The organism is Bradyrhizobium sp. NC92, assembly GCF_025200865.1.
Classification (GTDB): domain Bacteria; phylum Pseudomonadota; class Alphaproteobacteria; order Rhizobiales; family Xanthobacteraceae; genus Bradyrhizobium.
Genome location: NZ_CP104171.1, coordinates 3520177 through 3533419 on the forward strand (window position 1 = coordinate 3520177; position 13243 = coordinate 3533419).

General features: G+C 64.6%; 15 protein-coding genes and 1 pseudogene. 9 read left to right on the forward strand and 7 right to left on the reverse strand.

What is annotated here, in order from left to right:
* Positions 1-21: 21 nt before the first annotated feature.
* Positions 22-299 (reverse strand): annotated as a pseudogene (locus N2602_RS16210) (hypothetical protein); the annotation flags it as partial.
* Positions 300-323: 24 nt separating this feature from the next.
* Complete coding sequence (locus N2602_RS16215; RefSeq protein WP_260383247.1) at positions 324-1031, reverse strand: HAD family hydrolase; 708 nt, start codon at positions 1029-1031, stop codon at positions 324-326.
* A gap of 171 nt (positions 1032-1202) precedes the next feature.
* On the opposite strand from N2602_RS16215, the gene rpiA reads away from it, so the two are divergent.
* From rpiA to gor, 3 genes are read left to right on the forward strand one after another with little or no spacing between them, the layout of a single operon-like run.
* Positions 1203-1922: a ribose-5-phosphate isomerase RpiA gene (rpiA, locus tag N2602_RS16220; protein WP_260383248.1), complete on the forward strand. Its 720-nt coding sequence runs from the start codon at positions 1203-1205 to the stop codon at positions 1920-1922.
* The gene (locus N2602_RS16225; protein ID WP_172788067.1) at positions 1919-2461 is read left to right on the forward strand and encodes a DUF2059 domain-containing protein; all 543 of its coding nucleotides are present in this window, start codon (positions 1919-1921) and stop codon (positions 2459-2461) included. The genes rpiA and N2602_RS16225 overlap by 4 nt, the downstream gene beginning before the upstream one ends.
* Positions 2462-2507: 46 nt before the next feature.
* A complete protein-coding gene (gene gor / locus N2602_RS16230; protein ID WP_172788068.1) occupies positions 2508-3896 on the forward strand; it encodes a glutathione-disulfide reductase in 1389 nt (462 codons plus the stop codon).
* A gap of 2 nt (positions 3897-3898) precedes the next feature.
* On the opposite strand, the gene N2602_RS16235 is transcribed toward gor, so the two are convergent.
* The 4 genes from N2602_RS16235 to N2602_RS16250 all read right to left on the reverse strand — a co-directional run bounded on the left by N2602_RS16235 (position 3899) and on the right by N2602_RS16250 (position 7699).
* Entirely contained in the window at positions 3899-5038 is a 1140-nt protein-coding gene (locus tag N2602_RS16235; protein ID WP_260383249.1) for a glucuronate isomerase, read from the reverse strand.
* Positions 5039-5374: 336 nt separating this feature from the next.
* Positions 5375-5560 carry a hypothetical protein gene (locus tag N2602_RS16240; RefSeq protein ID WP_260383250.1) on the reverse strand — a complete coding sequence of 62 codons (186 nt, stop codon included), beginning with the start codon at positions 5558-5560 and terminating at the stop codon, positions 5375-5377.
* A 62-nt stretch (positions 5561-5622) separates the two neighbouring features.
* Positions 5623-6852: a carboxylate-amine ligase gene (locus N2602_RS16245; protein ID WP_260383251.1), complete on the reverse strand. Its 1230-nt coding sequence runs from the start codon at positions 6850-6852 to the stop codon at positions 5623-5625.
* Positions 6853-6871: 19 nt separating this feature from the next.
* Positions 6872-7699, reverse strand: coding sequence for a class II glutamine amidotransferase (locus N2602_RS16250; protein WP_212257608.1), 828 nt, complete (start codon positions 7697-7699; stop codon positions 6872-6874).
* 356 nt (positions 7700-8055) lie between these two features.
* Here N2602_RS16250 and N2602_RS16255 point away from each other — a divergent pair, with 356 nt between their 5' ends.
* The 5 genes from N2602_RS16255 to N2602_RS16275 all read left to right on the forward strand — a co-directional run bounded on the left by N2602_RS16255 (position 8056) and on the right by N2602_RS16275 (position 10595).
* The gene (locus N2602_RS16255; RefSeq protein ID WP_172788073.1) at positions 8056-8523 is read left to right on the forward strand and encodes a tellurite resistance TerB family protein; all 468 of its coding nucleotides are present in this window, start codon (positions 8056-8058) and stop codon (positions 8521-8523) included.
* A 2-nt stretch (positions 8524-8525) separates the two neighbouring features.
* Positions 8526-8888 (forward strand): hypothetical protein, encoded by a 363-nt coding sequence (locus N2602_RS16260; protein WP_172788074.1) that lies wholly within the window; start codon positions 8526-8528, stop codon positions 8886-8888.
* A complete protein-coding gene (locus N2602_RS16265) occupies positions 8885-9523 on the forward strand; it encodes a TerC family protein (RefSeq protein WP_260383252.1) in 639 nt (212 codons plus the stop codon). The genes N2602_RS16260 and N2602_RS16265 overlap by 4 nt, the downstream gene beginning before the upstream one ends.
* 32 nt (positions 9524-9555) lie before the next feature.
* Entirely contained in the window at positions 9556-10131 is a 576-nt protein-coding gene (locus N2602_RS16270) for a TIGR00645 family protein (RefSeq protein WP_172788076.1), read from the forward strand.
* 200 nt (positions 10132-10331) lie between these two features.
* Entirely contained in the window at positions 10332-10595 is a 264-nt protein-coding gene (locus tag N2602_RS16275; RefSeq protein WP_260383253.1) for a hypothetical protein, read from the forward strand.
* A 179-nt stretch (positions 10596-10774) separates the two neighbouring features.
* On the opposite strand, the gene N2602_RS16280 is transcribed toward N2602_RS16275, so the two are convergent.
* Positions 10775-11671, reverse strand: a complete 897-nt coding sequence (locus N2602_RS16280) for an alpha/beta fold hydrolase (protein ID WP_260383254.1) — start codon at positions 11669-11671, stop codon at positions 10775-10777.
* 180 nt (positions 11672-11851) lie between these two features.
* On the opposite strand from N2602_RS16280, the gene N2602_RS16285 reads away from it, so the two are divergent.
* Positions 11852-13240, forward strand: a complete 1389-nt coding sequence (locus tag N2602_RS16285) for a class II 3-deoxy-7-phosphoheptulonate synthase (protein WP_172788079.1) — start codon at positions 11852-11854, stop codon at positions 13238-13240.
* The last annotated feature ends 3 nt before the right edge of the window (positions 13241-13243 follow it).

Consider the following 13243-nt stretch of genomic DNA (forward strand, 5'->3'; position numbering starts at 1 on the left):
CAATCGGTTGGTATACGTAACTCAGCGCTTGCCTCCATTCAGATCGGGGAAGGGGAGCTCGGTGCGGGTGCAGCATTGGCCGGCGCCGCGACGGGCGCGGCCGGCTGCGGTTTCGGCTTCGGATTCTTGGGCCGGTGCGGCCTGCGAACCGGCTTCGGCGGCACGGCCGGCTGGAGTTCCGCAAATACCGGGTTCGGAACGGTGGTGATCGAGGCGGGCGTGGTGAAATCGCCGGGATTCTTGATCACGTTCACCGGCACGCTGGTCGGCTGGTACTTGGGAAACGCGAAAGCGACGGTGATCCTGTGAATATATCAAATAAATCAGCGGCTTGCGGTGGGTTGAGCGCTCATCAGGCTGATTGCGGCCGCCGGCAGGTCGCGCATGTGATGGATCAGCCGGTCGGGCTTCAGCTCGGCGATCGGCACGTCGGTGTAGCCGAAGCTGACCCCGATCACGGGCACGCCGGCGCGCCGGGCGACGCCGACATCGGTTCCGGCATCGCCGACCATGATGCTGGCCTTCACCTCGCCGCCGGCGCGGGCCACGGTCTCGCGGAAGATGGTCGGATCGGGCTTCTGGACGCCAAACGTATCTGCGCCGCAAATCGCCGCGAAGCGGCGGCTGAGGTCGAGCTGGTCGAGCAGGCGCTTCGACAGCCATTCCAGCTTGTTGGTGCAGACTGCGAGGCGATGGCCTTCTGCCGAAAACTGGTCGAGCGCGGCCTCGAGCCCCTCGAAGGGGCGGGATTCCACCGCGATATGGTCGGCGTAATAGGCGATGAAATCGGCGGTCATCCGGTCCATGTCCGCGGGCGTGACGGTGCGGCCCTCCGCTTCCAGCCCTCGCTCGATCAGCTTGCGGGCGCCGGCGCCGATCATGTTGCGGGCCGAGGCCATCGGCACCGGCGGCAGGCCTTCGCGGTCGAGCACGTAGTTCAGGGCGGTGATCAGGTCGGGCGCCGTATCCACCAGCGTGCCGTCGAGATCGAAGACGATGGTGTGCGGGGCAGTCGTCTTGAAGGAGGTCATGATTCCCAAGCGCTACCGGCCCGGTCATATCCGCGCAAGGGGCGGGCCCATAAGATCACCTTATAGTCCTGTTCCCAGACCCTGTTCTCCGGGGAAAAACGAGGCTACATAGGCCGCCGAAAGCGGCCGGAATCGGCCGCACCTTCGAGACTTCACAAGGCAGGCGCACACGTGAACATGGACCAGTTGAAGCGGCAGGCTGCGGCGCGTGCGCTGGAGGAGGTGCGCGACGGCATGCAGCTCGGGCTCGGCACCGGCTCGACCGCCAAGCATTTCGTCGAGCTGCTCGGCGAGCGCGTCGCCGCCGGGCTCGAGGTGATCGGCGTGCCGACCTCCGAGGCGACGCGCGCCGATGCGGAACGCTGCGGCGTGAAGCTGACGACGCTGGATGAGATCGACCATCTCGACCTCACGATCGACGGCGCCGACGAGATCGATGCCGAGCTCAATCTGATCAAGGGCGGCGGCGGTGCGCTCTTGCGCGAGAAGATCGTGGCGGCCGCCTCGGATCGCATGATCGTGATTGCCGACGACACCAAATGGGTGCCGACGCTCGGCAAGTTTCCGCTGCCGGTCGAGGTCATCCCGTTCGGGCTCGGTGCGACGCGCCGCGCGATCGAAAAGGCATTTGCCGAATGCGGCGTTTCCGGGCAAATGGCGGTCCGCAAGGCCAAGGACGGCCACGTTTTCGTCACCGATGGCGGCCACTGGATCGTCGATGCCCAGCTCGGACGTATTACGGATCCCCCCGGTCTCGCCAAGGCGTTGAGCGCCATTCCCGGCGTGGTCGAGCACGGGCTGTTCATCGGTTTGGCCAGCTCGGCCGTCCTGGCGGGCGGCGACGGAATTCGCGTGATTGAACGGCGCAAGCCGAAAGGAGACCAGGAATGAAGAGCGTGTTGAAATTCTTGCCGGCTGCGGCTCTCGCTGCGGGATTGGCCGTTTCGGCCGCCCCGGCCGTGGCCCAGCAGGCGGGCCAGAAGGCTCCCGCGGCGCCGGCCCAGCCAAAGGCCTCGCCCGCGGCGATTGCGGCGGCCAAGGAGATCTTGCAGATCAAGAACGCCGCCGGAATGTATGCGGGCGCCGTGCCGGGCATGGTCGAGAAGACCAAGGGTGCGCTGATCCAGCAGAACCTGAATTACCAGAAGGACCTCAACGAGGTGGCCCCGATCGTGGCCCAGCAGCTCAACGGCCGCCAGAACGAGATCGGCGAAGGCATGGCGCAGATCTATGCCAGCGAGTTCACCGAGCAGGAGCTGAAGGACCTCGTCACTTTCTACAAGTCGCCGTTGGGCAAGAAGCTGATCGATGCCGAGCCGCGCGCGATCGGGCAGAGCATGGCGTTCATGAACAGCTGGGCCCAGAGCTTCTCGGAAACCGTGATGGGTGCCTTCCGTGCCGAGATGCGCAAGCGTGGCAAGGAGATCTGAGCGCACCTATCTGAAAGGCGTTTCTTGAAAGGGGTCGGAGTGGACAATGGCTGAATTCGACGTCGACCTCTTCGTCATCGGTGGCGGCTCGGGCGGCGTCCGTGCCGCCCGCATCGCGGCCGGCTACGGCGCCCGCGTCACGATCGCGGAAGAGTACCGCATGGGCGGCACCTGCGTGATCCGCGGCTGCGTGCCGAAGAAGCTGTTCGTGATCGGCTCGCATGTCCGTCAGGAGCTCGAGGACGCCGCCGGTTTCGGCTGGACCGTTCCGCCCGCGAGCTTCGACTGGCCGACGCTGATCGCCAACAAGGACAAGGAGATCGCGCGACTGGAGGCGGCCTACACCGCCAATGTCGAGAAATCAGGCGCGCAGATCGTCAAGAGCCGCGCGGTGATCGAGGACAAGCACACCGTCCGCCTGCTCGAAAACGACAAGAAGGTCACGGCGAAGTACATCCTGATCGCGACCGGCGGCGCGCCCAACCATGGCGCGGCGATCCCCGGCATCGAGCACGTGATCTCCTCCAACGAGGCGTTTCATCTGAAGAAGCTGCCGAAGCGGATCGTGATCCAGGGCGGCGGCTATATCGCGCTGGAATTCGCCGGCATCTTCGCCGGCTTCGGCTCCGACGTCACGGTGATCTATCGCGGCGACAACATTCTGCGCGGCTTCGACGAGGATGTCCGGACCCATGTCCGCGCCGAGATGGAGAAGCAGGGCATCACCATCCTCACCGGCTGCACCGTGACCAAGGTCGACCGTCACGGCGAGGACTTCACCACGCACCTGTCGAACGGCTCGAGCCTCGCCTCCGATCAGGTGATGTTCGCGATCGGCCGCCATCCGAACCTCGCCAATCTCGGCCTGGAGAATGCCGGCGTCGCCATCAATCCGGCGAACGGCGGCATCGCGGTCGACCATTTCTCCAAGAGCTCGGTCGACAGCATCTATGCCATCGGCGACGTCACCCACCGCTTCAACCTGACGCCGGTCGCGATCCGCGAGGGCCATGCCTTCGCCGACACCGTATTCGGCAAGCGCGAGGTGCAGGTCGATCACGCCAACATTCCGACGGCCGTGTTCTCGCAGCCGGAGGTCGGCACGGTCGGCCTGACGGAAACCGAGGCGCGCGCGCAATTCAGCCACGTCGACATCTACAAGACGACGTTCCGGCCCATCAAGGCGACGATGTCGGGCCGCGACACCCGCGTGCTGATGAAGCTCGTGGTCGACGGCGCGACCGACCGCGTGCTCGGCTGTCACATCGTCGGCGATGCCGCCGCCGAGATCACGCAAGCCGTCGCGATCGCGGTGAAGATGAAGGCGACCAAGGCCGATTTCGATGCGACCATCGCGCTGCATCCGACCGCCGCCGAAGAACTCGTCACCATGCGCACCCCGACCGCACGGCACGTGCGGCAGGCGGCGGAGTAGCCTCAGCTATACAAATACCCGACCGGCTTGCCTTCGGTGCGCAGGGGACGCACGTCCTTTTGCGTGATGATCTGACCGGCGAGGCCGTCGATCTCGTCGCGCTGGGTCGGAGTCCAGCTGCGCAGCTCGTTCATGCCCTTGAGCAGGCCGAGGCGGAGGACCTGGGTGTTTTCGCCGACGCCGATGAGGCTGATGGAATCCTTGCCCGCCGTCACCACGTCGCCGGCGGAGAGTTCAAAGCTCTCGCCGGACTTTTTCTTGAACTCGGCCGTGCCGCGAATGACGCGATAGATCACGACCTCGCCCTTCGCAAAACAGGTCGCGTCCGCTGCGGCCGACGTGCTCTTCGGCAAGAGTGCGTGGCCACGCGGGTCGGTCGCGATGATGTGGCCCGTGACGAGATGCCCGCTCGGACTCTCGATGCCGATATCGCGCACGTAGACCGGCATCGCCGACCTGACAGAACCATCGGTGAGCGGCTTGAACAGCGCGTCGAGCGCCAGGGGATCCTGAAGCCAGAAGCCGGCATCGGCCGGGCGGTCATGCAGCGGATGGCTCCAGGCCACGCGCGGCGTTTCGTCCTCGTTGATCTGATCCGGACCGACAATGGTCGGATTCGGAAAGGTGGTGGGATCGGTGATGAAGGCTTCGAGGAATTTGCCGGAATAGCCCATCGAGATCGGATCGGGCACCACGGTCTGCGGCGTCTTCAAATTCTCTTCGGTCGACAGGCCCGACCAGGTGTAGAACAGCTGGCGATGCACGATCGCGCTTTGCAGCATCACCGCGCCCGGGCCGACATTGTACCAGCGGCCGTCATAGTCGAAGGTGAACGCGCCCGAGGTGACCAGCACGAGCTGAAAGCCGCCCGGCGGCAGATGCAGATGGAAATCGGTGGGGCCGGTGTCGGGCCGATAGATCGGCAGATTGGTCGCGACTTCGTGCAGGAGGAAGGTTTCGTTGTTGGCGTGGAAGCCTTCGTTGGCGCGATTATAGAGGGCCTGCGGCCGGTAGGTCGCCTCGAATTTTGCATTCTTGTCGCGATCGATCGCCACGAAGTCCTGATCGTTGAGGCGCAGCCGGGCGCCGTTCGGATGGGTGAGACCGGCGAATTTGATATCTCCGGCAGCATGCACGTTCATGGCATTCTCCGATCTGAGGCCAGTCATCCCGGAGCCGAGCGCACGTAACTTGCCGCTCCTCATCGTGGCGGGGCAGGGACTTGGCTTGATGTCATCTTGCGAATTTCAGGCCAGTCGGAGCGCGATGCAGCGCGTCGGCCCGCCGGCTGCACGCGGCGCGCAAATAATCGAGATTGCACGGGGGGTTAGACGATAGGTGCCGCTGACGAGACTTACTCGTCCGCGCGTGCCGCAAGGCGGGTGGGGCGGCTTGCCTTGTCTAATTTGTCGGCATGTCCCGCAAAAGTGCATGCAGCCGCGACGGGCAAACGCCGGCGGCTCAGCGTCTGGTGCGGCTCAGTCGAATGATCGACGGAGCGTCGGCGCGGGCTTGCCGGATGGGCTGTCAGCCCATTTCGCCATGTCCAACGCGCGCGCGTGGAAGCCTTCGCACCAGAGGCAGCTCGGCTCGGCGCGGCCTTTGGCCGTCAGCATCGGGACAAGCGCATGGCCGCAGCCGGTGCAGGATATGATGCGATTCATGTGCTTCTCCACGATCGGCGAATTCAGGAATGGCAACTTCGTCGCCGAAGCTTGCGCGGGCGCTATGACGACGCAGGAGCGCTGCGTTGAACAGGCGCGCTCGTTCCGGACAGCGTCGAGGTAGCAATCCATTGTGACACGGCTGCGATGTCGTCGCCGCTTTCGCGATAGGCGCGAAGCTGGAATTCCGCCGAGCTGCCGCGCTCCACGATGGTTCGGCAATGCTCGATCTCGGCGGAGCAGTTCAGTGCGGCTGCATCCTCCGCAATATCGTCGATCAGGCGAGTGAGCAGCTCCGAGATCGTCACCGGTCCGTCCTTGGAGGCGAAGATGCAGTCGGTGCCATAGCGCTGGGCGCGCCATTTGTTCTCGACCGCAATCGCGCGTTCGACCGCGGTGACCTCCCGGGACAACTGAGGGCGCAGATAGAGGTGCCGCGTCAGGCAGCGGTAGAGCGAGGCAATCGCAATCGCGTCGTCGACGAAGGTGCAGGTGTCGGGCGCGCGAAGCTCCAGGGTCGGATGCTTCATGGAAGGACGCATCGCCCACCAGATGTGGCTTTCGTCCGGGATCACGCCGGAGCGCTGCAACGCGCCGACATAGGCGTCGAAATCCTGCTTGCCCTCGAACAATTCGGGCAAGCCGGTGCGCGGCAGCTCGGAATAGGCCGCGAGGCGGTAGCCCTTCAATCCGGTCTTGTGCGAATTCCAGAACGGTGAGGACGCCGACAACGCGATGAACAACGGCAGGTGCGGCAGCATCGCCCGCATCACCGCCATGCGCTTCTCGGGATCCGGCAACTGCACGTGCACATGCATGCCGCACATCATGTTGCGGTGACCGATGCTGCGCAGATCCTCGATCATCTCCTCGTAGCGCGGTTTCGGACTGGGCTGGGACATGCGCCAGACCGCGCTCGGGTGCGTGCCGGAGGCCATGATCACGAAGCCGTATTGCGCAGCGACGTTCGCGACCTCGCGCCGCAGGAAGCGCAGCTCCTCGCGCGCATCGTTCACATCGACATGAACGTTGGTTGCGACCTCGAGCTGCGATTGCAGCATCTCGCGCATGGCCTGGCCGCCGGTCGACCAGTTTGCCGATTCGAACAGCTCGTTGGGCGTGTGGATCGCGACCTCGAAGCTGCGGCGATCGGCGAGGAAGTATTCCTCCTCGATGCCGAAGGAATATTCCGCCGGATTGCCGCCGCCGCCGGCAGAACGGATGACGACGTGCTGCCTGTCCTCGGAGGGGGTGAGGCGCAGCAGCTTTGAAACGTCTGAAGCAAATGTCATTGGCCACCGGCGCAGTCACTTACCTGCGGGCGATAATCCGTCTGACTGTGGCCGGTTCCGCACCCGATGTACTGGAAATTGCAGGATCGAACGGAACAATTTTGACGGCTTCGGACGCTCGCGCGATCAGGGCGTGATTCGGCGGGACTTCCGCCCAGCTCGATTCCTTGTCGAACGGCTCGGAGACGACGATGACCTGCCCGCCGTCCTCGCGGAAGTAGAGCGTGTTGGCGGCATCGTTGACCGAGACGCGAAAGGCATAGAGGTCGCGGCCGTTGGCGATCGCGCTGGTAAAGCGCAGCCGTTCGCGAAGCCCACCTTCGTTGACCAAGCCGACGAGGGATTGCAGCACGGATTGCGTCGCGCCGAGTGGATCATGCTCGAGACCGGCCCCCATCATCGCCAGGAACACGGCTTCGGAGTCGGTCGTGCCCAGCCGGGACGGGTAATGGGCATCGGGAATCAGCGCCTCGACCTTGCGTCGCAGCCGATTCCAGCTGCCGACGAATCCGTTGTGCATGAACATCCAGTGTCCGCAGGCAAAGGGATGACAATTCTGCCGCGTCACGGCTGTGCCGGTGGCGGCACGCACATGGGCGAAGAACAGATGAGAGCGCAGATGCCGGCAGAGATAGCGCAGGTTTTCATCCGACCACGCCGGGCGCGTCTCGCGATAAAGGCCCGGCTCAGGGTGCTCGCCATACCAGCCGAGACCAAAGCCGTCGCCATTCGAGCCCGCCGTGGACTGAAGCGAGCGGATGCTCTGCGCAATCAGCGAATGCTCGGGTTCGGTGACATAAGGCTCGAACGAGGTGGTTTCGCCCCGGTATGCGATCCAGCGGCACATGCGGGTTCCTGCCAGTCGATTGACGTGTCGCGAGGTGCACCAACACTCGGTGCTGCTGCATGGTTCCCGATGCAAGGGACTGCTTAACCAAAACCAGCAACGCCAATCCGATGCGGCCGCTGGTCGCAGCGGGATCGCCTTGATTCCGACAGGTCCACCTTTATCTCTGAGGCGAACAAGAATCCGGGCCCCTCTGGCGAGGACGCCGACAAACGTCGGCAAACCTCGTGATGTCGGATGACCTGTCCCGCGCGAATGCGATGGATCGGCCGATTGTCGGGCCCCTGTTCCTTCTCTCCGACCATTCGTCTCCATCGCAGCTCCGTGCGGCCATTTCGCAAGCTAAGGGAGCTACGATGTCTGACACCAAAACCTCAAATCCGATCGAGATCACGGAGCCGTCCAGCCTGAACGAGCAGGCCGCGGCCGCGTTGGTGATCGTGGGCGCGCTGGTTGCGGTTGCCGACCGGCGCGTCTCGCCGGTCGAACGAGACGAGGTGATCCGTTTCATCAGGGATCGCAAGCTGGCGCCGCACATCGCCGACGAACGGCTCTTTGCGATGTTCGACGAGCTGGCCGAGCGGCTCGATGAGCCGGATTTTGCCAACGTCGTTATCGACACGCTGCGGCCGGTTTCGAACCTGCCGCTCTCGGCCCATCTGGTGGAGCTGTCGGAGCGCGTTGCCGCCGCAGACGAGGACGTGCATCCGCACGAAGTCCAGGCGATCAAATTGTTGCGCTTGCTGACGCTGGTGCTGCCGCGCGCCAAGCCTGTCTTGGAAAGTGCAGCGGGCCCCAAGCTGCAGGCCGCCGCCAAGGAGTAAGCATGAGCACGGTTTCGAATGAGCGCGCCAGGCAAACCGAGGGCACCACCGGCCAGATCGCCGGTGGAGACCCGCGCCTGGCCAAGCTCGTCGACCGCCTGCCGCCGCGCATGGCCGACACGGTGACATATCTGCTCAAGCCGTCGAGCCGCTGGGTCAGGATTCCCTCGGGCGCGCTGCTGGTCGTCGGCGGTGTGCTCGCCTTCCTGCCGGTACTCGGCGTCTGGATGCTGCCGCTCGGCCTCGCGCTGCTCGCCGAGGATGTGCCTGCGCTGCGCTCCTCCCGTTCAAGGGTCTTCGACTGGATCGAGCGCCGCAAGCCGCATTGGCTCGATCCGTCGGCATCGAAGAATGATCAAACATGACAGAATTAATCACCCCCGAAGCGCTGACGGCGCTGTTCCAAGTCATCCTGATCGACCTCGTGCTCGCCGGCGACAACGCTGTCGTCATCGGTCTCGCCGCGGCGGGCCTGCCGGCCGGGCAGCGCCGCCGGGCCATCATCGTCGGTATTGCCGCCGCCACTGCGCTGCGCATCGTCTTCGCCGGCGTCGCGACCCAACTCCTGCAGGTCATCGGCCTGCTGCTCGCCGGCGGCGTGCTGCTGCTCTGGGTGTGCTGGAAGATGTGGCGCGAGCTGCGCGAGCAATCCGCGCATTCGCGGCAACTCGCGTTCAGCCATGGCGGCGGCCCGGATGCTGCGCCCGTGCAGCGAAAGACCTTCGGCCAGGCGGCGGTGCAGATCGTCGCTGCCGACGTCTCGATGTCGCTCGACAACGTGCTCGCAGTCGCGGGCGCCGCGCGCGAGCATCCCTACATTCTGGTGTTCGGCCTGTTGCTGTCGGTCGCGATGATGGGCGTCGCCGCCGATCTGCTCGGCCGCGTGCTCCAGAAGCATCGCTGGGTCGGCTATGTCGGCCTTGCCATCATCATTTACGTCGCCTTCGAGATGATCTATCGGGGCTCCCTCGAGCTCGCGCCCGTTATCGCGAGTCTCTGAGACGCATGCCTGTCTGCCATCCGGAGTGATCAATGACGTCTGAACCCAAAGCACCTTCGGCGCCGCTGCCGCCGGTCGGCCTGCTTCCAAAGCTGATCTTTGGCTCGCGCTGGCTGCAATTGCCGCTCTATGTCGGCCTCATCGTCGCGCAGGCCGTCTATGTCCTGTTGTTCCTCAAGGAGCTCTGGCACCTCGTCCTGCACTCGTTCGACGCGAGCGAGCAGCAGATCATGCTGGTCGTGCTCGGGTTGATCGACGTGGTCATGATCTCGAACCTCCTGATCATGGTGATCGTGGGCGGATACGAGACTTTCGTTTCCCGGCTGAACCTGAGCGGCCATCCCGACGAGCCGGAATGGCTCGGTCACGTCAATGCCAGCGTGCTCAAGATCAAGCTCGCGATGGCGATCATCGGCATCTCCTCGATCTCGCTGCTCAGGACCTTCATCGAGGCCGGCAACCTCGGCACGACGCGAAGCAATTTCACCGAGACCGGGGTGATGTGGCAGGTGCTGATCCACATGACCTTCATCATCTCGGCGATCGGCATCGCCTGGGTCGACCGCCTCAGCGAGAGCGGCCATCGCAAGGAGGCCGAGCACGGCTGATCTGGCCGCACAAAGACCTCCCGGCGGCCAATCCTGGAGCCCGCCTGATCATCCGCTCGGGCGGGTTCTTCTTTCGAGATCGATAAAATTGTCTGCAATCGGTTCAGCGCCGGCAAACGCTGCGGACAAGAAGCGTGGCGCCTTAAACCAGGCCTTTGGAACCGATCTGCATCCTGCCCGCAAAAGGGCAGGGCTATCGGATGACAATTCTCAGGGAGATGGTCGCAGCGGTCGCGGGAGTCTACGCGCTCCTGCTGGTCTGTGACGCATTGTTCGGCGTCGGCGAGGCGCGCTTCGACGACGCTTATTACCGCGCCAGCTTCTACGCACCGCGGCCGAAGGAGTTTCGGTTCGCGAGCGACACGCCACCGGCGGTCCGCGTCAGCGACGCCTTCGCACAGTTCGCACCTAGCGAGGCCAAGCCGAACCGGCGCTACTCGTCGCTGACGACGATCATCCGCTAGTGGTTGATAATATCGCGCTGGGTCGGCTTGCTCCGCTACACCTCTCCCCAGCGGGGAGAGGTCGGATTGCGCAGCAATCCGGGTGAGGGGCCGCGGTAATTCGGTGAGACCGTAACCCCTCACCCGGATCGCATCTTTGATGCGATCCGACCTCTCCCTTCGGGAGAGGTGAACAAATCTCATTCCCCCTGAATCCATTCCGCGACGCCGCGCCAGAGCGTGTCGCGGTGCTCGGGGCGGAAGAAGCCGAAATGGCCTATTCCCTTGGCGCCGACGTCGGACGGTCTGACCGTCAGCACCTCCGGCTTGATCGCAGTGAACCCGCCCGTGAGCAGCTCGACCGCGGGGCGCGTCGCCCAGGGATCGTCGGCGAAGCACAGCGCCCGCAGCTCGCCCTTGAAATTCGTGAAATTCGCCAGCGCCGGCAGCTTTGAATCGAAGAGATGGCGGGGGCTCGAGACCCATTCGGTCCATTGCAGGAAGACACCCCTGGGCAGGTCCTCGCCGACACCGGCCCAGCCCGGTGCGTAACCGAGTGCATGGACCAGCGGCACGCCGACAAAATTCATGAAGGCGTAGACGCGGTACTTTTCCGGCGAGGTCATCAGCCGCCATGTCGCGGCCTGCGAGGCCACGAAGGCGGCGCGCGAGATCTCGGTGTTGTTCGCGATCAGCCCGAGCGCCTGGCCGCCGAAGGAATGGCCGATGTAAGCGAGCGGCAGGGCATGATAGCGCTCGCGCATCCAGCTGACCGCGGCGGTGACGTCGAGCGCGGCCCAGTCGGACATCGAGGCCTTGAAGCCGACCAGCGATTTCGGCTGGTTGTAGCCGACCATCGCCGGCAGGCGGGAATCGCCGATGCCGCGATAATCGTAGGTCAGCACCGCGCAGCCGCGATGGGCGAGGTAGGAGGCAAAGCCTCGATAGATCTTGCGCGGAACGGCGGTCGCCGAATTGATCAGGACGGCATGGCGCTTGGCGCCGCGCGGCAGGAACAGGGTGCCTGCCAGGGCATAGCCGTCGGTTGCCGGGAAGCTGATCTCGTCGATGAAAACGTCGTCCAGTGCCGCGTCCATGGCGGTCGGTGTCCCGTCGGATTCCTTAGCCGGCCCAAGCAAATGCGAATTCGGCTTTGGCCGCAAGGGTTTGCGCTGCGAAATGGATTTACAACTGGCGGGGCGTGGCCGGCCTGTGTATAAGGCGGCCCTCGCAACCCCTAGATCAGGTTGTGGTTTTTGCTTCACGGAGAGATTGCGATGTCCGAGCGGTGGACGCCCGAGTCCTGGCGCAGCAAGCCGGTGCTACAGGTGCCCGATTATCCCGACGCCAGGGCTTTGGCCGACGTCGAGGCGCAGCTTGCGACCTTTCCGCCGCTGGTCTTCGCAGGCGAGGCGCGCAACCTGAAGAAGGCCTTGGGCCGCGTCGCGGCCGGGGAGGCCTTCCTGCTCCAGGGCGGCGACTGCGCCGAGAGCTTCGCCGAGCATGGCGCCAACAACATCCGCGACTTCTTCCGCGTGCTGCTGCAGATGGCGGTGGTGCTGACCTATGCCGGCGCCGTCCCGGTGGTGAAGGTCGGCCGCATCGCCGGCCAGTTCGCAAAGCCGCGGTCGTCGCCGACCGAGAAGGTGAATGGCGTCGAGCTGCCGAGCTATCGCGGCGACATCGTCAACGACATCGCCTTCACCAAGGAAGCGCGCATTCCCGATCCGCAGCGCCAGCTGATGGCCTATCGCCAGTCGGCGGCGACGCTGAACCTGCTTCGCGCCTTCGCCACCGGCGGCTTCGCCAATCTCGGCAGCGTGCATCAATGGATGCTCGGTTTCCTCAAGGATTCACCGCAGTCCCGCCGCTACAAGGAGCTGGCCGACCGCATTTCGGACGCGCTCAACTTCATGCGTGCCTGCGGCCTCGATCTCGAGAGCCATCCGGAGCTGCGGGCCACCGATTTCTACACCAGCCACGAGGCGCTGTTGCTCGGCTACGAGCAGGCCATGACCCGCGTCGATTCCACCACCGGCGACTGGTACGCCACCTCGGGCCACATGATCTGGATCGGCGACCGCACCCGCCAGCTCGATCACGGCCATGTCGAATATTTCCGCGGCATCAAGAACCCGATCGGGCTGAAGTGCGGCCCCTCGCTCAAGACGGACGAGCTGTTGAAGCTGATCGACGTGCTCAATCCCGACAACGAGCCGGGCCGGCTGACGCTGATCGGCCGCTTCGGCTCCGACAAGATCGGCGAGCATCTGCCGAACATGATCCGCGCCGTGAAGCGCGAGGGCCGGGTGGTGGTCTGGTCGTGCGATCCCATGCACGGCAACACCATCAGCTCGACGTCCGGCTACAAGACACGGCCGTTCGACCGCATCCTGTCCGAAGTGAAGTCGTTCTTCGCGATCCATGCTGCCGAGGGCACCCATGCCGGCGGCGTCCATCTGGAGATGACCGGCCAGGACGTGACCGAATGTCTCGGCGGCGCCCGCGCGATCACGGACGAGGATCTCAACGACCGCTACCACACGGTCTGCGATCCCCGCCTCAACGCCGAGCAATCCATCGACATGGCTTTCCTGGTGGCGGAGCTGCTCAAGCAGGAGCGCGCCGGCAAGACCCAGCCGATTCCGGCCGCAGCGGGGCTGTAAGAC